At 44.8% G+C, this 22,238-nt stretch carries 19 protein-coding genes; 4 read left to right on the top strand and 15 right to left on the bottom strand.

The genetic code is table 11. The features are described 5' to 3' along the window. Window positions 1-13: 13 nt before the first annotated feature. The 5 genes from V1497_RS16475 to V1497_RS16495 all read right to left on the bottom strand — a co-directional run bounded on the left by V1497_RS16475 (window position 14) and on the right by V1497_RS16495 (window position 5,590). The gene (locus V1497_RS16475) at window positions 14-1,018 is read right to left on the bottom strand and encodes a zinc-binding alcohol dehydrogenase (RefSeq protein ID WP_349408603.1); all 1,005 of its coding nucleotides are present in this window, start codon (window positions 1,016-1,018) and stop codon (window positions 14-16) included. Continuing rightward, window positions 984-2,408, bottom strand: a complete 1,425-nt coding sequence (locus tag V1497_RS16480) for an extracellular solute-binding protein (protein WP_349408604.1) — start codon at window positions 2,406-2,408, stop codon at window positions 984-986. Before V1497_RS16480 ends, V1497_RS16475 begins: the two co-directional genes overlap by 35 nt. Before the next feature lie 28 nt (window positions 2,409-2,436). Next, window positions 2,437-3,246, bottom strand: a complete 810-nt coding sequence (locus V1497_RS16485) for a carbohydrate ABC transporter permease (RefSeq protein WP_349408605.1) — start codon at window positions 3,244-3,246, stop codon at window positions 2,437-2,439. A gap of 15 nt (window positions 3,247-3,261) precedes the next feature. Then, window positions 3,262-4,140: a carbohydrate ABC transporter permease gene (locus V1497_RS16490; RefSeq protein ID WP_414703648.1), complete on the bottom strand. Its 879-nt coding sequence runs from the start codon at window positions 4,138-4,140 to the stop codon at window positions 3,262-3,264. Window positions 4,141-4,318: 178 nt separating this feature from the next. Then, entirely contained in the window at window positions 4,319-5,590 is a 1,272-nt protein-coding gene (locus V1497_RS16495; protein ID WP_349408607.1) for an ABC transporter substrate-binding protein, read from the bottom strand. Between the two features lie 345 nt (window positions 5,591-5,935). On the opposite strand from V1497_RS16495, the gene V1497_RS16500 reads away from it, so the two are divergent. The 4 genes from V1497_RS16500 to V1497_RS16515 all read left to right on the top strand — a co-directional run bounded on the left by V1497_RS16500 (window position 5,936) and on the right by V1497_RS16515 (window position 11,904). Then, the gene (locus tag V1497_RS16500) at window positions 5,936-6,952 is read left to right on the top strand and encodes an NAD(P)-dependent oxidoreductase (RefSeq protein ID WP_349408608.1); all 1,017 of its coding nucleotides are present in this window, start codon (window positions 5,936-5,938) and stop codon (window positions 6,950-6,952) included. A gap of 1 nt (window position 6,953) precedes the next feature. Further along, a complete protein-coding gene (locus V1497_RS16505) occupies window positions 6,954-8,015 on the top strand; it encodes a dihydrodipicolinate synthase family protein (protein WP_349408609.1) in 1,062 nt (353 codons plus the stop codon). Window positions 8,016-8,071: 56 nt separating this feature from the next. Next, window positions 8,072-9,370 (top strand): hypothetical protein, encoded by a 1,299-nt coding sequence (locus tag V1497_RS16510; RefSeq protein WP_349408610.1) that lies wholly within the window; start codon window positions 8,072-8,074, stop codon window positions 9,368-9,370. A gap of 491 nt (window positions 9,371-9,861) precedes the next feature. Continuing rightward, on the top strand, window positions 9,862-11,904 hold the full coding sequence (locus V1497_RS16515) for a hypothetical protein (protein WP_349408611.1): 2,043 nt from the start codon (window positions 9,862-9,864) through the stop codon (window positions 11,902-11,904). A gap of 450 nt (window positions 11,905-12,354) precedes the next feature. Here the strand turns inward: V1497_RS16515 and V1497_RS16520 are convergent, their stop codons facing one another. The 10 genes from V1497_RS16520 to V1497_RS16565 all read right to left on the bottom strand — a co-directional run bounded on the left by V1497_RS16520 (window position 12,355) and on the right by V1497_RS16565 (window position 22,041). Continuing rightward, window positions 12,355-13,551 (bottom strand): PDZ domain-containing protein, encoded by a 1,197-nt coding sequence (locus V1497_RS16520; protein ID WP_349408612.1) that lies wholly within the window; start codon window positions 13,549-13,551, stop codon window positions 12,355-12,357. Between the two features lie 15 nt (window positions 13,552-13,566). Next, window positions 13,567-13,731 (bottom strand): DUF4083 family protein, encoded by a 165-nt coding sequence (locus V1497_RS16525; protein ID WP_349408613.1) that lies wholly within the window; start codon window positions 13,729-13,731, stop codon window positions 13,567-13,569. A gap of 101 nt (window positions 13,732-13,832) precedes the next feature. Next, window positions 13,833-15,302, bottom strand: coding sequence for a S41 family peptidase (locus V1497_RS16530; protein WP_349408614.1), 1,470 nt, complete (start codon window positions 15,300-15,302; stop codon window positions 13,833-13,835). A gap of 374 nt (window positions 15,303-15,676) precedes the next feature. After that, on the bottom strand, window positions 15,677-16,936 hold the full coding sequence (locus V1497_RS16535; protein ID WP_349408615.1) for a murein hydrolase activator EnvC family protein: 1,260 nt from the start codon (window positions 16,934-16,936) through the stop codon (window positions 15,677-15,679). A 132-nt stretch (window positions 16,937-17,068) separates the two neighbouring features. Continuing rightward, window positions 17,069-17,965, bottom strand: a complete 897-nt coding sequence (gene ftsX / locus V1497_RS16540; RefSeq protein WP_349408616.1) for a permease-like cell division protein FtsX — start codon at window positions 17,963-17,965, stop codon at window positions 17,069-17,071. Beyond that, window positions 17,931-18,641 (bottom strand): cell division ATP-binding protein FtsE, encoded by a 711-nt coding sequence (ftsE, locus tag V1497_RS16545; protein ID WP_349408617.1) that lies wholly within the window; start codon window positions 18,639-18,641, stop codon window positions 17,931-17,933. Before ftsE ends, ftsX begins: the two co-directional genes overlap by 35 nt. Before the next feature lie 528 nt (window positions 18,642-19,169). Next, on the bottom strand, window positions 19,170-19,850 hold the full coding sequence (locus V1497_RS16550; RefSeq protein WP_349408618.1) for a DUF4166 domain-containing protein: 681 nt from the start codon (window positions 19,848-19,850) through the stop codon (window positions 19,170-19,172). A gap of 20 nt (window positions 19,851-19,870) precedes the next feature. Further along, a complete protein-coding gene (locus tag V1497_RS16555) occupies window positions 19,871-20,263 on the bottom strand; it encodes a thiol-disulfide oxidoreductase DCC family protein (RefSeq protein ID WP_349408619.1) in 393 nt (130 codons plus the stop codon). Window positions 20,264-20,333: 70 nt separating this feature from the next. Next, entirely contained in the window at window positions 20,334-21,047 is a 714-nt protein-coding gene (locus V1497_RS16560; RefSeq protein ID WP_349408620.1) for a C1q-like domain-containing protein, read from the bottom strand. 133 nt (window positions 21,048-21,180) lie between these two features. Then, the gene (locus tag V1497_RS16565; protein WP_349410862.1) at window positions 21,181-22,041 is read right to left on the bottom strand and encodes a YitT family protein; all 861 of its coding nucleotides are present in this window, start codon (window positions 22,039-22,041) and stop codon (window positions 21,181-21,183) included. Window positions 22,042-22,238 lie beyond the last annotated feature (197 nt).

Consider the following 22,238-nt stretch of genomic DNA (forward strand, 5'->3'; position numbering starts at 1 on the left):
AACTTCAACAACGTTAAAACTGAATCAGCTTCGTTAAAGAAAACGAGCGTTTTTCCTGGATCTCTTTATACGCTTCTGACAGATCCTTCAGACAAACCACATCAGTCGTATACGGACTCATATCAATCCGGAGGTTTTTCACAAGGCGGAGATACTCGGCCATGTTCCTGCCCTCTGTCCACCGGACGTAGCCATACGGATAATCCACACCACCCTTTTCATAGCTCATATCGTATCTCCCTGGTCCTCCCGCTCGAGAAATGAGCATCCTCGCTTCCTTCGCAAACATCTTTTCTCGTGAAAAGTTCAAGTCCAGATCGCCTACAATGTTCACAACACCTCGATCACAGAGGAGATCCAAGCTCTCATCGATTAATGAGGTGTCTTTTCCGTTTGCACATAAAATAGCGTGATCGACGCCTCTCCCATCGGTCATCCATTGAATAAAAGAAGTGAGGTCTTTCTGCTCATGAAACGTCGGTATCGCCGTAAATTGATGCAGCATTCGGCTACGCTGTTCCAATACATCAAAACCACATACTTGGTATGCTGCAGCATTGCCGATTTGTGCGATGATTTGACCGAGAACACCTAATCCAGCAACAAAAACCGATTCGCCGAACCGGATATCCGATTGGCGCAAGGCGTGTATCGCGATTGCACCTAAACCAGCCAATGCCGCTGATTTTGGATCCACCTCATCAGGAACCTTGGCACACAAGTTTTTCGGAACAAGTAAATAGTTGGCATGTTTGACATAAGGTGCCCCATAACAGGCAACACGGTCTCCTACACTGAACCCTGTCATGTCCGGACTCACTTCAATCACTTTACCGACCGCACTATAACCGAGGTGTCGTAAACCCTGGTCACTACTTCTGATGAGCAAGCATTCTGTTCCAGGACTGATTGCGGAATACTCCGTTTCAAGCAGGAGATGACCTTTTTCGATTTTCGGGACGTCCATTTCGATCAATTCAACATTACGATCCTTTGCGGTAACCACTTGATTCAACATGATCGACCTCCTCTCTATGCATCGCACTCCGGTAAATCTGATGGTAAAACTCTTCTCCTCTGATTAGACCCGACCAATATAATCTCAGTCGATCCTTGAATTGGCCCATTTGTTGCGTGGACAGCTCCAAATCATTGAACAATCGGTAAGTCGGAATGATTTCCCTGAACAAGTGGTATCGTCTCGGGCGATGGAATAAGCTCATATCCTCCCTGTCCTCTTCTTCAGCCACCTTCTTCAGCACAGGGATGCTCAACGTCTCATTGTAGATCCGCCGTTGGACTTCTTCACCCTTCAAATAATTGATGAACACCCTGGCCGCATGCCGGTTTCTTGACTGCTTATTGATAGCAAGACCGATGATAAGCAGTAGCGTTTTCGCCTCATCCGAGTACGGTAAAGGAGCGATGTCGTAATCGAGATCCCCATCCTTGAAATGGTTCAAGCTGAAATAGGTCGCCATGATCATCGCAACCTTCTCGTCCTTAAAAAGCCGCTCTGCATCCGAGTCACTATCTGAAAGAAGATTCATACCCACTTTGCGCTCATTGAAAATTATCTTACCGACTTCAAATGCTCGTAACAAAGACGTTTGATCGAAGTAGTCAGCCATTTTCTTGGAAATTTCAGATTGCATGAGAAAGATCGGCCAACGATTGACAGACATCGGATGAAAATAAAAGCCGAAAAGCTCACCATTCGTTCGTTTTTCAAGATCCTCAGCGATTTTGGTCACCTTTTCCCATTGCCAGCTGCTGTCTGGCTCACCAATCTGATGCTGAGCGAAAATCGAACGATTGTAACAGAGGATGACTGGAGAGAACGTCAACGGCTGGACCAGCTGACCGCCTAGCTGACTGAACGGTGCATTAAGGAACGAATAGATGCTCTCATCCCGTTCCATAAGCTCTAATTTCTCAATGTCCGTCCCCATTTCGACAAAATGTTGATGGTTGATCGTAATAACGTCAATCATGTCATTCTCGATATAATCAACCACGACCTGTGCATACTTCTCATAGGGTAATGCAACCAATTGAACACCGATGGAAGGGTATTTCTTCTTGAACGCTTCCACAAGCTCAAACAAATTCACTTCTTTCACTAAAGATGGATAATACCCGACACGCAGAGTCGTACAGGTGCTTGATACGTTGGACGAAACAACCGTACCGACCCTGGACTTTTTTACGATCAAGCCCTCCTTCACAAGCTCGTCTAATCCTTTGCGCACGGAATTTTTGCTTAATTGAAATCGTTTGCCGATTGCAAGCTCAGAAGGCAGGAAATCACCTACTGGATATTTTCCGGTGACGATTTCACTTCTCAGCGTCGTTATCATATACTCCAATCGTTCCTTGAAGGTATCTCTCGTTAATTTTCCAACCATACTCTCTACCTCTCATCTCTCCAGAAAATCATTTCATACCTGTCAGTGCGATTCCTTTTACAAAATAGCGCTGGAAGAATAAGAAAATCAAAAACGTCGGAATGAAAGAAACGACCGCACCAGCCATCTCAATTCCAAAATGACCTTCACGACTTAACATCGACGCGAGTCCGACCGTGATGGGATACATTTTCGACTCCGTCATGAAAATCAACGGTGTAAAGAAATCGTTCCAGTTCGTGATGAATGAGAAGGTTCCGACCGTCGCAATCACGGGCTTACACAACGGGAGCATGATTCGCCAGAAGATCGTGAAATCATTGGCTCCATCGATATAGGCCGCTTCCTCCAAATCCTTCGGAAGGGTCATCATATACTGCCTGACGAAGAAGACCCCCATGATTCCCCAGATTTCCGGAACGATTAACGGAAGATACGTATTGATCCACTGAAATTCACTGAACATGATATAGCGTGGAATGATGAGGAGCTGACCTGGCATCATGACGACTGCCATCATCCCCCAGAAAATCACATTCTTAAATGGGAATTCTTTTTTTGCGAAAATATAGCCAAGCACTGCACAAAAGAACATCTGGGAAAAGACCGGAACAATCGTAATGATGATTGAATTGAAGATCCATCTTGCAAAGTCATTGTTTGTAAAGATATAAATGAAGTTTTGGACCGTGAACTCAGCATCCAACCATTCCGATGGGCTTCCGATCGCCTGTTCAATATTCTGGAATGATCCCAGCAACATGATGACGAAGGGGATCAAAAACATTAGACTGAGTGCGGTGAGAAACAGGTATAGCGGCCATGAGCGAATTGCCATATGCTTTTTCCCCCTTTACTTATAGCTGACATCTTTACTTAAATACTTTCGTTGCAAGAGCGATAATCCGAAAACGATGAAGAACAAAATATACGCTAGAACACTTGCATATCCGAGACGTAACGAATTGAATCCTTCTTGATAGAGATAGTACACGATGGTCGTCGTCGCATAGTTCGGACCACCACCGGTCAACAGATACGCTGAATCAAAGATTTGGAATGATCCAATCGTCGTAATAATGCCGACATAGAAATGGATCGGCAGCAATAAAGGAAACGTGATTTTCCAGAATGTCTTCCATTTATTCGCCCCATCGATTCTAGCCGCTTCATAATATTCGCCGGGAATGGATTGAAGCCCAGCGAAGTAATAGATCATCGTACTTCCACAAACCTTGAAGATACTTAAAGCAGCAAGAACCCACAACGCTTGCTTCGAGCTCGCCAAAAAGAGCTGCGGCTCAAGTCCGATAAGCGCGAACATCCCATTGATGAATCCTTCCTTCGTCCCTTTGAAGAGCCATGCCCAGATTCCCGAAATGACAACAAAGGATGTGACGACAGGCAGGAAGAAGATCCCTTTGAAAATCCCTGATGCTTTGCGTCCGGAATCAATCAAGAGGGCAAGTACAAGTCCCAGTGCCATCGTGGGTAAGATGTACATGACAGAAAACTTGATCGTGACCCAGATCGCTTTCCAGGCAAGTTTGTCCTGAAAAAATTGCTTCCAGTTTTCAAGTCCGACAAAGGTCGGCGTCCCGATGACCGGCCAGTCCATGAAAGTCAGCACAAGACTGAAGCCGATCGGGAACAATTGAAAGATGAAGAAGTGGATCAGGATCGGAATCAAGAACACATAGACGATGGCATTCTTATTGAATTCCGTCTTCATTCGGTCAATCAACGGTTTTTTCACACGTTTTTCCCTTGCGGACGTTCGTATAGAGAGGTTCGGGTTTTCCATTGAATGTCACCACCTTTATGTATAGACCGTAAACGCATCCTTGCTAAACTTGCTGGAATGGAAGATAGGTGAGCAAAGAAACTCACCTATCGAACCAACCTATTCATCAATCCAATTTGTCGACTTCAGATTGTATCGCTTCTGCTGCAGCTTTTGCAGCTTCCTCCGGTGATTTCGTACCTTCAAGCATCGCCTGTACTTCTGCTTGGACTTTCGGAATGACACTACGAGAAGCCGGGTGCATGACGCCAGGTTTTGCATATTGGACGTACTCTGAAAGCTGCTTCATTTTCGGGTTGTCATCAAACATGCTTGCCGCTGATTCCCTTGGTGGTAAATAACCCGTCAACTCGTTGAATTGGATCGTATTGTCTTTATTCGTGATATGTTTAATGAAGGCAGCAGCCGTCGGTTTGTTCTTGCTGTTTGAAGGCATCGTGAACATTCCTGTTACACCGAATCCTGCTGTTTCCTCTTCCTTCAACGGTGGTCCGATGACGTAATCTTCAAATCCTTCTGATTTCATCGCTGTTATGGCTGATTGCGCATACCATCCTGACATCATCTTGTTTTCCATGAATAAGTTGAATTGATTCAAAGCGTTGATTGAATCCTTAGGGATATATTCTTTTTGATACCATTCATTCACCTTTTTGAACGCTTTGACTGCCGCAGCATCGTTGACCTTCACTTCACCTTCTGGCGTAAGGATTTCTCCACCTGCTTGCCAGATCAATGGATAAAGCGTGGCATTCAGGGTGTTCGATCCTTCAAAGTTCCGTGCATAATACCCAGCGTCAACTGCTTTCTTTGCCCAGTCCTCATATTCCGCCCATGTCGTTGGGAGACTGTTCGGATCGAGACCGAGTTCTTCTAAAATCGTTGTATTGTAGTAATACGTCTGCACCTCTCTTAAGATTGGAAGCGCATACAATTTACCCCCATATGTAGCTGCTTCTAAGGATGATTCCGTAAAATCTTCTGTATCTTCATCCTCTAAATACTTGGATAGTGGTTCGAGGACGCCTTTGTCTGCAAATTGGGTCATCTGATCCGGAATGATATAAAAGACATCTGGTCCAGAGTTGGCTGCAAGGGCTGTCAAAATCTTCTGTTCACGATTCGCCCAAGGTATTTCTTCGAACTTGACCGTTGCATCCGGGTACTTCTCTTCAAAGGTCGATTTGATGTCATCCCACATCTTCGTCTGTTTATCCTTCAAATCCTCACCAACAAACGGCATTGTCCAAACTGTAATCTCACCTTCTACTTTTCCATCTGCGTCATTGGAAGCTTCCTGGTCACTACAAGCACTCAAGATCATCGACGCAACCAACATCATAACCATCATGAATGAAAATGTTTTCTTTCCTCTCATTTTTTACCCTCCCTTTAATTTGCAATGCATCCAACACCCAACTGGTTCACATCTGGTTCTTCATTTACAGAATAAGTAAGAATGATGAAGCAGTCAATTGAATTTAATGAATTTTATGACTATTTAGAAATCTACTCTATTTAAAGACACACAACAGATATCGAGGATTTCCCTTTCGTTATAAGACTCTCTTATGATGAACCAATTGTAGACCAGAGTTTCGTATCTTCTCATGCCAGCTGGTTCATGTTTCCTCATACGATTTAAAGACATCATAAAGACTTGTTTTGAAAATAAGGGTCAACTTACAATCAGGAATAAGAAGGAAATGAAGGAGTTGAAGGTATGCAGACATTGGAAGAGCTTGAGCATGTCATGTGCTCACCGACTCAGGAATTGATCGATGACCTTGATTCATTGGATGGGGATATCATGATCCTCGGTGTAGGCGGTAAGATGGGACCGACCCTTGCAAAGCTTGCAAAAAGGGCTGTCGACAAAGGTACGAAAGCGAAAACCATTTACGGTGTTTCGCGCTTCTCTTCACCTGAATTACAAGAGGAGCTTGAGGCTGCAGGTATCAAAACGATTGCAGCTGATCTGTTGAATGAAGAGGATCTGGATGATCTTCCCGAAATGAAGAACATCATCTATATGGCAGGGACGAAATTTGGAACATCTGGTAACGAATCCTTTACATGGGCGATGAACACGTACCTGCCAGGGCGCGTTGCCGAGCGTTTCAAGAATTCAAGAATCGTCGTCTTTTCAACAGGAAACGTCTATCCGTTCTCGACAATCACCCAGAAATGCGTCGATGAAAAGACCCCAGCAGACCCGCTAGGTGAATATGCGCAGTCCTGCTTAGGAAGGGAGCGCATCACAACACATTTTTCCAAGCAAAACAATACGCCTGTGCTCTTTTTCCGACTGAATTATGCCATCGATATGCGTTATGGTATCCTGCACGAAATCGCCAATCAGGTGAAATCAGGGCGACCGATTGATCTCTCCATGGGTCACGTCAATGTCATCTGGCAAGGAGATGCAAACACCTACGCACTCCGGTCGTTACGTCATTGTACGAATCCTCCGAATATCTTGAATGTGACTGGACCTGAGACAGTATCCATCCGATGGTTGGCAGAGATGTTTGGTGAGGCTTTCGGTGTAGAACCCGTCTTCAATAATGAAGAACGACCTACTGCACTACTTTCTAATGCGTCCAAAGCCCATCAGCTTTTCGGATATCCGAAAGTGACATTGATGCAAATGATCAACTGGACAGTGGAATGGATCAATGCTGACGGGGCAACCCTCAACAAACCGACCCATTTTCAAGAACGTAAAGGAGCTTTTTAGGATGCTGAAGCCAGATATTAAAGCATTGCTTCATGAGGGAACCGTCATTCCTGCCCATCCTCTTGCACTGCATGAGGATCGCACATTGGATACGGACGGCCAACGAGCACTAACCCGTTATTACCTTGATGCAGGCGCAGGTGGTATCGCAGTCGGTGTCCATACGACCCAATTCGAAATCAGGGAACATCGGCTTTATGAGCGCGTTCTCCAGCTTGCTGCTGAAGAAGTCCAAACGCACGGTAAAACCGGACCGTTCATCAAGGTAGCCGGTGTGAGTGGGCCAATCAGTCAAGCTGTTAAGGAAGCGGAAATCGCGAGACGCCTCGGATACGATCTTGTCCTTTTAAGTATGGGGGGCTTGAACGATTTGAGTGAAGAGGAGCTTCTTGAACGCACAAAAAAAGTAGCCGACATCATGCCTGTATTCGGCTTTTATTTGCAAACCGCTGTTGGAGGACGGACGTTATCCTTTGATTTCTGGAAAGCGTTTTGTGAGATTGATAATGTCCATGCCGTTAAAATGGCACCCTTCAACAGGTATCAAACGTTAGATGTTGTCCGAGCCGTTTGTGAGTCTTCTCGTCGGGACGAGATCGCCTTGTATACCGGAAATGATGATAATATCGTAATCGATCTTCTTACGACCTATCGCTTCCCTGTCGGCTATGAAGTCGTAACGAAGGAAATCGTAGGAGGACTGCTTGGTCACTGGGCCGTATGGACGAAGGAAGCTGTCGACCTGTTCCAACGGATTCAAGCTGCCAAGAAGAGTGGCATCATAGACAGTGAATGGCTTACGATTGCGGCAGAAGTAACAGACATAAATGCTGCCTTGTTTGATACCCAGAATCAATTCAAAGGCTGCATCGCCGGAATCAATGAAGTGCTGGCCCAGCAAGGGTTGCTGAAAGGATCATGGTGCCTCTCCGATCATGAAAAGTTGAGTCCTGGACAACGAGAAGAAATCGAAAGGGTGAAAAAAGCTTATCCACACTTATGCAATGACCGATTCGTAGAAGAAAATGCTGCAACATGGCGGCAGGAATTACACTCGAAGTAAAGAATTTTCTAAGAAGGTGTTCTTTTAATTTTACACATGATCGAGGTGTTCTTCCTATGCCTTCCATTTCCATCAACATCGGAATCATCGGGCCTAATCGAATCAAGGATGAACTGAAGCATGCATTAGCCCATTTTCCGAACTTCAATCCAATCTACCGGGTTTCCGACAACATTTTCGACGCACCAACATTCACGAAGGAACTCCTTGATGAGGTTGAAGTTCTTTTTTATTCAGGTTCAATCCCATATTCCATCTCCAAGCATGTCATTCCGGGGCACATGCCAGCGCATTATATCCCGTTAAAGGGCTCCAGTCTTTACAAAGCTCTTTATGAATTACATAAAAGATCGTCTGAACTGAACACAATCTCGATTGATTCCTTGTCCCATGAGGACTTTACCAAGGTCGTCGAAGATTTGGATGAAACGATTGAAGCCCTTCCCTTTCAAATGAGCGCCACTCTTGATATTGCTGAAAATATCATCGAGTTCCATAAGGAGCTCTTTTATTCGGGGAGGACGGACGCTGTTTTGACAGGGATGAAAGTCATTGCAGACCATTTGGATGAATCCGGCATACCGAGCCATTGGGTGACACCGACGCAGGAAGATATGGTCGTCGCCCTTGAAAGAGCCTTGCTTTCCACACAATCCAGGAGAAAAAGAGAGTCGCAGGTCGTCATCGGGTCAATTCATGTGCAACCACTTGGGGAAACGAAAGAGTTAAAAGAACAAGTACTGACGAATTTCAAGCAACAAGTGACCACCTATGCGGAACAATTGGATGGACATATTACGATGAAAAACGACTACGAGTATGACCTGATAACGACTCGAGGTGTGTTCGAACGGATCACCCAGGGCTATAAATTCCTTCCAATCATACAAGAGGCGAGAGAAAAGGTGACCGTCAACATCGGTGTCGGGTTCGGTTTCTCCGCATTTGAAGCTGGGGTTCATGCCGGTATCGCATTAGGACAGTCCCGGAATTTTGAAGGAAACTCTTGTTTTATCGTCAGAGAAGATAAGAATGTCATCGGGCCGCTCGAAATGGGACCTCCCCTCACCTATGACCTTTCCGTCACGGATCAGGACCTTGTCGAAAAAGCGAAAGAAATGGGGGCATCGCCTGCCTACCTGAATAAGTTGATGGCAATCATCCAGCGGAAAAGGCTGAATGAATTCACAGCCCACGAGCTCGCAAAAATTCTCAATATCACTACCCGGAGCGCCCATCGCATCCTTCTTCAATGGCTCGATGCTGAACTGATTGAAATTGTCGGAACGGAAAAAATTACGACGAGAGGTAGACCAAGACAAATCTACCGTTTGAAGGAACTGAACGTATCATAGGAAGTCATTCTGACAAAGAGCTGTCGGGATGGCTTTTTTTGTTGATATAGAAGCGTAAGGCAGCGACTCCAGCGGGAAAAGCAACAGCTGAAGACCCCGCAGAGTGAGGGATTAAGGTTCTTCGACTAACAACCACCACGTCCTGTGGTGAACGTCGAAGCCACCACATCCTGTGGAAGTGAGGAGGCTGAAGCGTTGCCGGCGGAAAGCGTCCGCCTGAAGCTGTCCAAACCCAACTACATTCTTTAAAAGAGCCTTTATTTTGTAGAGAACTAGCATGTCTTTAATCCGTGTAAAAATAACCGGGAATCCCTGCCCGTTGGACTTCCATCCTTAGCTAGAACGTATGCTGGACGGATTCGTCCCAAAACTTCTGTCCTTAAGTCGACGTGAATTGCTGATTCTATTGTCACAACGCCTCCATGCTCTTTACTATGAAAGTATTGGTACATGTCTGGTTTTTTACGAAATGAATAAAGGGAGGCGTTCATTTGAAGAAAGGACTAAGCGTGATCTTATCCACTCTGCTACTCTTGGCTTGTTTCTCCACAACCTCATTCCAAGCAGCTTCAAGCAAAACCGAAAAGCTGGGGATTCCCCATTATAGTGTAGCCATCATGGGGGCAACCTACGGACCTTCTGTCGACGGCAGTGAATACATATTTGCCGTAGCCAATGGTGAGCCTGCTGTATTGAATGTGATTGACCCCGCATCAGGAGATCGTGTTGATAGTGTCGCATTAGAAGGAGCATCCTTCGCCTGGGGAGTCGACACGGACAATAATGGAAACGTTTACATTGCAGCAAGTGATAAATTTTATCACTACTCGACTGAAACTGGGGAATTACGTAGCTTCGGGAGACCTGTCGCTTCCGAGAACTATATGTGGCGCATAACTGTTGATGAAGAGGGACGCGTATTCGGCGGAACGTATCCGAACGGGAAGGTCTATATGTATGATCCATCAACTGATTCCTTCACCGATTACGGAAAGGTCGTAGAAGGACAGCAATATGTCCGCAGTATTGATGCTGTGAACGGCAAAGTTTATGCAGGCCTCGGTTCCCAAAAAGCACAGCTCGTTGAAATCGACATTGCAACAGGTGCAAAGCAGGAGATTCCGCTTCCAGCAGGCTATGAGGGTGACAAATTCGTCTATGACTTGGATGTTGCCGGCAAACATCTATTTGCACGTGTCACGGGCTCTGCCACCCTTCTTGTCTATGACCTTAATCAGAAAAAATGGATTGATCAAATCCCGGACGTGAAAGGCTTGGACGTCTCAAAGCTCGGTCCAGACAATAGCGTCTATTTCATCAAGAGGAATGGCGATCTGAAGAAGTATAATTTGAATGATTACACCATCCAAGACACACCAGTCAGCGGATTATGGTCGGCACGCGATATGAGGTGGATCACATTAAATGAACCAGATTATCCTGGCCAAAGTCTGATTTCAATCCGCTATGACGGGAATTATTGGATCTATAATCCACAGACCGGTAATCATAAAATGGTCAAAGCTCAAATCAAGGGTGAACCGATCAATATTCAGTCCCTCGCAGTTGGACTAGATGATCATATTTATACGAGTGCCTATATGTCAGGTGGTTTGACACGATATGATCAGACAACAGATACCTTCAAGGCGTTCTCTGGTAACGGCCAGACAGAGGGCATGATTGCAACGGACAAATATTTGTATATGGGCATCTATCCAGAAGCGAAAATGTACCGGTATGATCCGACAAAACCGTATGACATCAATGCTTCAGTCGTCGCCAATCCGGAGCTGTTGTTCAGCCTGAAATCCGAAGGACAGGACCGTCCATTCGCATGGACACAAGGAGAAGAAGCTGTCTATGTCGGTACTGTCCCGGATTATGGTAAGTTAGGCGGTTCATTGAGTGTTATTTATGAACGTGAAGAGGATGAGGACGAGTCAGACGACGAAGCTGAGGAATCGGATGAAGAGGAGGATAAAGAAACGTCGAAAACGTACGAAACGTTTACGAATATCGTACACAATCAAAGCATCATCTCCCTCGCTTACGATGATGAGCTGGTCTATGGCGGCACAAGCGTCTGGGGCGGCTTGGGCACACCACCAACCGAGGAAGATGGTAAGATCTTCATCTGGGATACCGAAGACAATGTGAAGACCTTTGAAGCCGTGCCAGTACCTGGACATCGCGCTGTTTCCGCTTTGAGCTTCGATGATGACGAATACTTATGGGGAATCACCATCAATACGATTTTTAAGTTCGATCCAGAAACGAAAGAAGTCCTCGGTTCGAAAGAGCTGTTCCCATTTGATTGGAGCAAGCTCGGACACTCATGGAGAAGTGCACACCTGCAATTCGATCCAAACGATGGACAATTTTACGGACGGACGGAACAAGGTATCTTTACGTTCGACCCGGAAACCTGGGATTATGAAGTACTCGAACCGAACGCCTCCCTCTTCGGAATGGATAAGAACGGCGACATCTACTTTGCAAGAGGTGAAGAACTGTATCGATACAATCGATGAGATTATCTTTATGATGAAGAGAGTGGCTAAGGCCACTCTCTTCTTTAGATTAATAAAAGCAACAATGCAGTTAACATAGCTATTACTTTATTAATGCTGCTGTTTCAAAGTATGTACGGCCCAATTCAATAATCCGAAGAAGATAAAACAAAAACCGAGCATCATGAAAATCTGGGTGTGAAGCAAATAATCATAAAACCACAAATCGGTCTTATATCTGATTTGATCATTCCACATTCTTCCGAAGCTTGGACTTATAAACATAATGATAAACCCAAGGATAATGAAAAAAAGACTATACCTAATATGAACGATGGATTTCCCCTCCCCCCTAAATGATACGAATGTACTTATCCAATTAACTATACTACATTTTACTGATTTTACCATATAAGTAAAGATAAAAAACCGCCCTGTTGGACGGTTTTTCTACTTCTTACAAGCTTATTGTCACCCGACGACTTTTCGTCGTTTTGCTTTTTCCGGTTGGGCGAAGAGCAGTCCGAGCTCATGATGCTCGTTTTCGTATAACGAGCGTTGCACGAAGCGGACGTCTCCGTTCGCGTTGAGCACTTCGAGCTTACAGAACTGTGCATTGCTTTGGACAGCCCCATAGAAATCCTCCACGCGCTCCATCTTCCTTCCGTTCACCTTCACAATCCGCTCCCCGATCGACACATTCATTTTGGAAGCCGGAGACCCTGGAATGATCCCGAGTACACGGATCCCTTCGTTCAGGGCACTGAAATAGGGTGCTCGCTTGATCTCAAGCTTCCGGTAATGCAAGATCAATGCATTACGCCCGACAAAAGCCAAAGCAACAATCACGATGCTAAGCCATTCCAATTCGAGATAAAGAAGTGAGATTGCACCAGCCAGCAAAATCAGACCGAGCGAGAGGAACCTGACCCCAATCTTTTTCACGACAGGTTCCGGCATGGATTGGGATACGACATGGTGGAATCCAATTGCAAACGGCACAAGTGTCAATCCGACTGCTGTTTCTCCGATTTGGAGTAAAGGAAACCAGCTATTGGTTGAGATTGCTGTCCCAGGAATAAGTACGAACATTGGCACGAGCCAGATGCGGCTGATCACATGTGCCCCGATGCCTTTCCCTCTTTTTCCACGTAACAGAATCGGAGATGTGTTCTGGGCACCGACGGACATGATCAGAATGCCTTCAGCAACGACCAGCACTGCAATCAGTAAGGCAATCATGCCGAGAGAAGCGCTCTGAAGTTCAGTAAGCCATCCATCAAGCACCGCCACTCCAGTTTCAAACGACGGCATATAAGCTGCTGCCAAGTACGTCAGGGTCCCTGCAAAGACTGGATTGAACAGGTTTTTCCGTAACGTTAATCCGAGAAGTATGTAAAAGACGGACATGACTGCGATGACGCCGAAGGGCAAGAGAATGCCAGCAAATATGGTCAACACCGAAAAAATGAGTCCGATGATCAGGCCCGGAATGATGCCCTTCACGAAGTCATCCACTGTATGATGGACCCGGACATGGAAGTCGCTCCGCTCCCTTTTTACTCGGATGGTGGCGTGTATACCGATTAAAACGATGATGATATAGAAAAGAGGATTAAGAAAGAACCATCCCATTCCTTTTAAAATACTAAGAAGAATTTCCTGCATTGTCATGCCCCCACACTAATCTTTCTGTTTTTCTTCAATAAGCCGATCCAGCTTGCTGTTGATCTCTTTCATAAGATTCAGCTTCTGCTGCAGATATTTGAAAATGAAAATGATCCCGGAAACCAGTCCGATCAAGACCATAAACAAGAATAATTGGTAAATGATATCCCCGATATCCATGTAACGTCCTCCTAAATCTTTCGTAAAGAACCCCAAAATAAAATCCGTAGAAGTTTATCTTCTACGGATATATTCGACGAATGAAGGCTTCATCCTGCTTATTAATCGTTGAACAGCACTTCAAGCGCAGTTTTGAGCTGTTGATCATTATCACCGCTGTCGATTTTCTCAAGAAGCTTTTTCTCCATCATTGTTGCAGTATCTTTATCCACTTTCCCTGTCGGTGACAAGTCATTGGCATTTTGGAAAGCTTTGACGGCGGTTTCTGTCTTCTGGTCAAAATATCCATCGGTCCGCGCAGGATTGAAACCGAGCCCTTTCAGGATCGTCTGGACATTCTTGACCTGCTCACCTGTCATATCGTATTCTAGTGGTTTTTCAATCGTAATCGGATTTGCCCGGTAGAAATCAGGTTGTTCCACTTTCACCGTCGGTTTGACGCCTTCCTTATGGATCCAGTTCCCGTCCGGTGTCAGCCATTTGAACATTGTCAGTTTAATCGAACTGCCATCATCCATTTCAACCGCTTGCTGAACGGTTCCTTTTCCGAACGATCTTACACCTACGACATCATAACCCCCAGCTTCCTTCAGGGCTGCTGCCAGTATTTCAGATGCCGAAGCACTACCATTATCAATCAAAGCGACAATCGGGTAATCCTTTTTGTCTGTTGTATTCGAGAAGAAGCGCTGCTTTTCGCCAGTTCTTGCTTCAATCTGAACAATCGGTTCAGCCTTTGTAATGAACGGCTTCGCGATGTCCCTCACACTGTTCAAGAATCCACCTGGATTTCCACGAACGTCGATGATCAGACCATCAATGTTCTTGTCCTCAAGCTGTTTTAAATGGGCTTCAAAGTCTTTCGCTGTATTTTCAGAGAACGATGTGATTCTCAAGTGACCGACTTTCTTCCCATCTTTTTTGATGATTTCCGAGTACACCGTTTCAATCGGGATTTCGTCACGTTTCACCTCAATGACGAGCGTATTGCTGACCCCCGCACGCTTGACCTCAAGCTTGACTGTCGTCCCCTTCTTTCCACGAATCTTCAAAACCGCCTCATAAAGCTCAAGACCCTTCGTACTTTCACCATTAATGGCGACGATTTGGTCATGAGGCTTGAGCCCTGCCTTTTCTGCAGGTGAGTTTTCAAATGGAGCGACGATGGTGACATATCCGTCCATCATCGTCACTTCAGCGCCGATTCCTTCAAAGGAGGATTCCAACGTATCGTTGAATTGCTTAGCCGTGTTCGGGTCCATGTACACGGAATAAGGATCATCAAGGGTATTCACCATCCCCTGGATCGCGCCCTCCAACAGCTTTTCCTTATCGACATCTTCTACATATTTCTCTGTGATAAGTTCATAGGTTTGCTCAATTTTATCAAACTCTTCATCTGTTCCTGAACTGCCTACCTTTAAGTTCGTTCCGTTTTCTGCAGCTTTATCGAGTAATGTCGACCCTTGTTCCACATCTGAAAATAACGACATGCCGGCATATGTACCGCCTGCTCCGACTGCAAGGGAGCCAGCCACTAAAAGCGCAACCACTTTTCCTCTCACGTTCATCTTTTTCATCACCTCATCGTGTTTGCAGGAAAAGGCACCACACCATCAAGATGCGATGCCTTCTCACATGAGTAAGGTCCCCCTAAGTTCCGTACAATCCGCTTACTCACTAAACTATATGAACAGCTTGTTCACTTTATGTTTTTTATTAGATTTCTTCTTTGTACAATGTGACATTCGACTTACAAACTACACTTTTTAGCTTACTACACAACCTACAAGGACACAACAATCATCCTCATATTTTTGGAAAATTTTCAATAATGGACTATGGGGATAGGTACGGCATAATTGAATGCGATGGACCACCCTAGAATCTATTCTCTTTATAAAAACAACCCTCGTCCCATTCAATGAGCGAGGGTTGTATCCGATTAGTTAAAGAATTGTAGTGGATCGATGGCGTTCGACTTGCTAGAATTCCATTGTCCTTTGTGGATTTCAAAGTGCAAGTGCTGTCCAGTCGATTGACCAGTATTCCCCATCAGACCGATTTGTTGTCCTTTACTTACTGTCGCACCGTTTTGAACATAACGCGTTCTCAAATGCGCGTAAACCGTTGTATAGGTTTGTCCATTAATATAATGGGCGATAAAGACGACATTACCGTAACTTGATGAACGGTAAGACTTAATAACCGTACCATCTGCAGAAGCCACAATCGGTACTGTGCCAGCCCGTGCAATGTCGATACCAGCATGCATGCTGCCCCAACGAGGACCGAATGTAGAAGTGATTCTACCAGCTGATGGACGTGAGAACATGCCACCGGATACAGAAGGTGCTGGTGCTGGTGCCGGGCTTGCTGAGCTGTTTTTCTTCCTAGCTCTCTCCCTTTCTTCAGCCGCTTTTCTACGAGCCTCTGCCTCTTGACGACGTTTTTCAGCTTCAAATGCAGCCTGCTGCTTCGCCAACAGGTCGCCTTCATCTTCAAGCTTCATCAATTCGCCATGCATGTGCTCTTCTTCTTCTTCCAATTCATGCAATAACTCATTCTTACGTTCAACTTTTGCGTTCAAGCTTGCTCGCAAGCTTTCAAGCTCTTTCTTTTTCTCATTCAGAGTAGCGAGTTCTTTCTCAACTTGTGCTTTCGCTTCTTCTACCGCTTTTTTATCGGCTTTATGCGCTTCAAGAATATCTTTGTCCTGAGCTGCAATTTCATTCAATGCAAGGACACGGTCGATGAAATCTCCGAAACTGCTAGATCCAAGTAATACTTCTATGTATTGGACGGATCCACCATTTTCATACATCGCTGTGACTCGATCCTTCAACATCTTGTCACGCTCAGCAATACGTTTTACAAGAGCTGCAATTTCTTCTTTCAGCTTTGCGATTTCTTCCTTCGTCTCTTTGATTTCTTCTTCTTTCTTTTGGATCTTACTCTTTGTTGCAGCTACTTCCTCATTAAGTTTTTTGATTTCGGCATTTACTTCTTCCTGGTGTTTTTGGATTGAAGCGATTTCTGCTTCAGTTTCTTTACGAGCAGATTTATTTTCCGCTCTCTTCTCTTTTACTTCATTAATCTTGTCCTTGAGTGAATTGGCCTGTACATCATTTCCACCAGTCATACCTGGTACTCCACCCAACAACAAGCTCAATGATGCCACAGCCACGATAAGTTTCCTTTTCAACCTTACATCCCCCATTCAAATCTTTTAGTTATGTAAGCCAGAAGGTGTGATCGACGTTCGCACCTTCTGGACTGGTCTCTTGACACTCGTGCTACATTTATTGGCATTCAAGCCGTTAATTGAACAATTTGCTTAGACTTTCAAGAATTTACGGACAGAAGTCATACTTCCCCATACTCCGATGAATGCTCCAATGACGATTAGCAGTCCGGCAAGCTGGAACATGAGCGGATAGACTGGCAACAGCTGGATGAACACTGTCTTAAGGTTCATACTGACTGCTTCGTAAACGAATTGATACGCAAGGATCAGAATGCCGATTGGGACAAGTGCTCCTAATACACCTAAGAGGAATCCTTCCACGAAGAATGGCCATCTGATGAATGCATTCGTTGCACCAACCAGCTTCATGATTTCAATCTCTCTTCCTCTTGTGACAATCGTGATCTTAATCGTATTGGCAATGAGGAACATCGCCGTAAAGAGCAGTGCGACAATCAGGATCATGCCGACATTCCGGGCTGCATCCGTCACTTTGAAAAGCTTTTCGACTGTCCCTTTTCCATATTCCACTTTCGTAACATTCTCGATGCCTTCAATTTTCGCTGCAACTGCTGGTGTATCCTGTGGGGTTACTGTCTTTACAGCGAAAGCATCCGGAAGAGGATTTTCTTTTCGAAGTGACTCGAACACTTTTCCTTGGTCACCGAGACTCTCGATGAGACTGTCCAATCCTTCTTCCTTCGGGACGAACGTCACACTTTCGACCCGATCTATACTGCTTAATTGTTTCTCTATTTCATCATGCTGTTCATCTTTCGTTGTTTTTTCCAGATATGCCTTGATCTCCACATCATCTTCAACTTGAGATGCAATTGCGTTGATGTTCAAAAGCAAGATCAGAAACACACCGACAAGCAACAATGTAACTGTAACCGCACTGACAGATGCAAACGACATCCATCCGTTCCGGCCCAGGTTCTTGAATCCTTCTTTAATATGACGGAACAGGGTTCGTAGCTTCGTCATAACCGTAGACACCCCTCTTCTCATCACGGACAATTCTTCCACCTTCAATGGCAATGACCCGCTTCTTGATTGTGTTTACAATTTCTTTGTTGTGGGTAGCCATAACTACAGTAGTCCCACGGTTCGAAATTTCGTCGAACACTTCCATGATGCCCCATGCTGTTTCGGGGTCAAGGTTTCCTGTAGGCTCGTCCGCAATCAAGACCGGTGGCTTGTTTACGATCGAACGTGCAATGGAAACACGCTGTTGCTCTCCTCCGGAAAGTTCATCCGGGAGGAATCGCGCTTTGTTCTTGAGACCTACGAGTTCTAATGTTTCCATCACTTGTCTTCGGATTACTTTAGGTGACTCCTCGATGACCTCGAGAGCAAACGCGACATTTTCATAGACTGATAACTTCGGTAAAAGCTTAAAGTCCTGGAAAACGACACCGATCTGACGGCGCAGGTAAGGAATGTTACGCTCCTTCACCTTTGTTAGACTTTTTCCATTTATAATGATATTGCCTTTAGTCGGTTTCTCCTGGCGGTACATACATTTGATGAATGTAGACTTTCCCGCACCACTAGGACCAACGACGTAGACAAAATCCCCTTTGTCAATATGGACATCTATTCCGTTCAGTGCCATTACACCGTTCGGATAGGTTTTCCACACATCGATCATTTCGATCAAACTTCATCACACCCTATGTAGTATCTTTTGCTGTCGTATCTGAGTGGCGTTTCTATTATTTATCTTAAGCAGAATATTTTAGTATAGATTGTTACACTTGATTCGCACAATTAATTATAACATCTCGTTTCGTCAAAAAAACCCAAAATCATATTACATTTTTGTTTCAAAATATGACGGTGCGCTTTCTGACGTGCTCGCTTCCTCAAGATTGTTCGACATTGTTCTTGCTTTTGTGTACCTTTCTACAATACTTGTGGAATTCCTGCAATGAAATAGTCTTTAAGTACAAGATTTTGTGTGGGTATGGATCGATCTTACTAGAAAGAGGTTTGAAACAACCCTGGATTCTGGGGGCAAACAGGATCTTTTTCCTTTTGGAAGTTCTTCTACTCTAGTATTGACAGGAAAGGAAGAACCTTGAAAGGCTTAGCTAATTTTGTCGTATTATCTTTTTTTAGTTAAATAGATTCAGTTATGGTGAAATTATCCTAATAAAATAAAAACGGACTTTTAAACAAAAGTCCACTAACCTTTTTCATCATATTTAAAAGGATATGCATAATCAGGAATTTGCTCCTTCGTCGTATGGCGAACCTCCATATGAAAGGTCCCTTTATATCGGAAAACAGTCCCGAAAACAGCATTTTGTACCGTGATATCCACTTTATAATGGTCTTCCGTGTCATCATATTCCTCATGAACGATCCCTTTGACCACAGCTTTCGAGGGTATGGAGAGTCTTTTTCCTCCAACATAAACGTACTGCTTATCCGTACTCAGGATAAGCCCCCCAGTCTCTGTCACTTTCAAATCAATACCGACTGGTGTGGCCTGGACGTTCCCGAGATAATCCATGATTTCACCGTATTTATCACTGTACACCATCGTGGAATCAAAACGTCGTTTGGTCTGTTTGAAATGGAAGATGCGAATCCACGATAGTGTTTCACGTCGCTTCGGATCCTTGAACGCATAAATTTCAAGGTCAAACGGCACATTTTCTCCTCTTTCAGGAAAAATCAAATTCCGTTCAAGTCCAAATTTCTTTACTGCAGGCATAAACCATGTTGCCCCAGACATTTCGTCCATTACTCCCTTACAATGGATCGATTGGTTATCCGCACTGGACAGACTGAATTTCTGTTGGATTTTAGGGTGAAGCTGCTGAAACGTCGGACCAAGAACATCCTCATAAAACGAATGCATGGGAGCCACCCCTTTCCGGCTTAAGTTAAAAAACGATCCTGGATTTGTGGTGATGGAATCATACATTCATCCCGTTTTCCGAACCATTTGTATCGATTCCGCGCAATATATTTGTAAATCGCATCTCGCAACGGTTTCGGAATGATAAGGAAGACCATGAAAACTTTCCAAGCCCCCTTTAGGTGACGACATACGCGCAGAGCCGCACTCGATCGAGTGTAGGCGCTGTTCTTTCTGATGAGTACGAAGCTATCCAATGTGTCTGGCAGATTATGCTTTTTCATAAGAGCTTGACCTGTTTCACTTTGTAACGGAGCAAACTGGTAATGCGCCTCCGGATCTCGCTTGATGACAAATTGGACAATCCCATTACAGAGGTTGCACTCTCCATCAAATAAAAGGATATCCTTCATAATCTTCACCTCTTTCCACTTACATCCATTATATCAATTAAAAAAACCCTAGAGAAATCTAGGGTCTCAATTAGAAGACTAAAGCGGCTTCGAAGTGGGTGAAACGATTGCCAACAACCGTTGTAACATTACGGGTAGTCGTTTGGAGCTGGATGAATATCGTATCCCCTTGATTTAATCGGACAATGGTACATCCATGTGCTTTATCTATCACTCCAGGATTGGAAAATTTCAAATCGAGATCGGTAACGGCTGCACCAAGACTGCTATTCAGAATTAAACGAACGGTCGTAGGGGCTGGCCCACCACCAGTAGCAGGGGTATATTCGACGCTCGCACATACTGAATACGTTCCCGTTACAGGAGCGGTATAGGTGGAAGTTCCAGGGTTATACGCATTCGCTAAATCAAAGATCTCTTGCTCGAATGTAACGGTTGCAGTTGATCCAGCAGTTACGGTTTGAGCTGTTTGATCCGCTGCCCGAAAAGCAACGTTTGGAGCCGGTGGTCCTGGGGGTCCTTGTGGTCCTTGGGGCCCTGTAGCACCTTGTGGTCCCTGTGGTCCTGTATTTCCTTGTGGACCTGGATCGCCTTGTGGCCCTTGTGGTCCAGTTTCTCCTTGTGGACCTGGATCGCCTTGTGGGCCTTGTGGACCCGGGTCACCTTGAGGTCCCGGTGGTCCCTCAGGCCCTGGTGGTCCAGGAGGTCCTTCACCGCGTTGAATGATGATACAGCATTCTTTCCCGGAAGCACAACCACTGCAATTACAATACTTCCTTTTCATAAAATCCACATCCTATTAAACATGTAATACTACATCATATGCCAAGCCTACACGCTTTACTTGAGCAGACACCTAGGACAACCTTTATTTGGGCTGAAATAAAAAAGCTCCCATGCAGGGAGCTCTTTTATGATTATGATTGTTTAAATCCTTCGCCCAGCACCTCGTTGGCATTGACAATAATAACGAAGGCGGAAGGATCGACTTTTCTAATATGTTCTTTAAGCTTCGTTACTTCAAACTGTTCCACAACACACATGAGCATCGGTCGTTCATGGTCTGTGAATCCACCTGTTGCGGAGATTCGAGTAACACCGCGGTCGATTTCTTTGAAGATCTCGTCGCGCACTTCATCTTCATGCTCGGTAATGATGTAGGCCATTTTGGAATAACCGAGCCCCATTTGTACAAGGTCGATGGTTTTTGCAGTCAGGAACATCCCAATCATGGCATACAACGCTTGTTCAATTGAAAAAACGAACGCTGATGTCGTGACGATCGCACCGTCAATGGCAAGAATACAAAGGCCGAGAGACAGCCCGGTGTACTTATGAACAATCTGGGCAGCTAAATCGATACCACCTGTTGAAGCCTTCCCTCGGAAGACGATTCCGAGACCAAGCCCAACGCCAAGACCTCCAAATAACGCACCAAGCAGAGGATCTGTCGTAACGCCTTCTGCTCCTTCAGATAAAAAAACGACAAACGGTAGGAAAAGAGTCCCTACTAGGGTCTTAACCCCGAAATTTTTACCGAGTATAACAACGCCTGCAATGAAAAGCGGGATGTTGAGTGACCATTGGACGACCGAAGGCATCCAGCCAAATACACTTTTTAAGATCAAACTGATTCCGACAACCCCACCAGAAGCAATGTTATTCGGAGCCAGAAACAAATTAAATGCTAGAGCGACAAATGCTGAACCAACCAATACGAATAAATAGTCTAAAGCTATGAGAATCTTAGGGTTGACTTTGTTACGTCGAACTGCCATCATCATTTTCCGTACCACTCACTTTATCATTATGTATCAGTCAAAACTGGTAGTGTTAACCTAAAAAAGTATATCACTACCTACGAATGAAGTAAATTTTCCGATTATTACGACAAGTCCGTCTATACTTGCTTGTGTAACAAGGAGTTCGGGCATTTTGAAGAGGGCGTTCGACAGGGTTTGCAATTTGTCAATCA

The sequence above is a fragment of the Pseudalkalibacillus sp. SCS-8 genome, assembly GCF_040126055.1.
Taxonomy (GTDB): Bacteria; Bacillota; Bacilli; order Bacillales; family Fictibacillaceae; genus Pseudalkalibacillus; species Pseudalkalibacillus nanhaiensis.

Coding starts and splice junctions, on each gene's coding strand:
- V1497_RS16475 (WP_349408603.1), bottom strand. CDS start 1,018: ATGTTGAATCAAGTGGTTACCGCAAAGGATCGTAATGTTGAATTGATC.
- V1497_RS16480 (WP_349408604.1), bottom strand. CDS start 2,408: ATGGTTGGAAAATTAACGAGAGATACCTTCAAGGAACGATTGGAGTAT.
- V1497_RS16485 (WP_349408605.1), bottom strand. CDS start 3,246: ATGGCAATTCGCTCATGGCCGCTATACCTGTTTCTCACCGCACTCAGT.
- V1497_RS16490 (WP_414703648.1), bottom strand. CDS start 4,140: ATGAAGACGGAATTCAATAAGAATGCCATCGTCTATGTGTTCTTGATT.
- V1497_RS16495 (WP_349408607.1), bottom strand. CDS start 5,590: ATGAGAGGAAAGAAAACATTTTCATTCATGATGGTTATGATGTTGGTT.
- V1497_RS16500 (WP_349408608.1), top strand. CDS start 5,936: ATGCAGACATTGGAAGAGCTTGAGCATGTCATGTGCTCACCGACTCAG.
- V1497_RS16505 (WP_349408609.1), top strand. CDS start 6,954: ATGCTGAAGCCAGATATTAAAGCATTGCTTCATGAGGGAACCGTCATT.
- V1497_RS16510 (WP_349408610.1), top strand. CDS start 8,072: ATGCCTTCCATTTCCATCAACATCGGAATCATCGGGCCTAATCGAATC.
- V1497_RS16520 (WP_349408612.1), bottom strand. CDS start 13,551: ATGCAGGAAATTCTTCTTAGTATTTTAAAAGGAATGGGATGGTTCTTT.
- V1497_RS16525 (WP_349408613.1), bottom strand. CDS start 13,731: ATGGATATCGGGGATATCATTTACCAATTATTCTTGTTTATGGTCTTG.
- V1497_RS16530 (WP_349408614.1), bottom strand. CDS start 15,302: ATGAACGTGAGAGGAAAAGTGGTTGCGCTTTTAGTGGCTGGCTCCCTT.
- ftsX (WP_349408616.1), bottom strand. CDS start 17,965: ATGACGAAGCTACGAACCCTGTTCCGTCATATTAAAGAAGGATTCAAG.
- V1497_RS16550 (WP_349408618.1), bottom strand. CDS start 19,850: ATGCATTCGTTTTATGAGGATGTTCTTGGTCCGACGTTTCAGCAGCTT.
- V1497_RS16555 (WP_349408619.1), bottom strand. CDS start 20,263: ATGAAGGATATCCTTTTATTTGATGGAGAGTGCAACCTCTGTAATGGG.
- V1497_RS16560 (WP_349408620.1), bottom strand. CDS start 21,047: ATGAAAAGGAAGTATTGTAATTGCAGTGGTTGTGCTTCCGGGAAAGAA.
- V1497_RS16565 (WP_349410862.1), bottom strand. CDS start 22,041: ATGGCAGTTCGACGTAACAAAGTCAACCCTAAGATTCTCATAGCTTTA.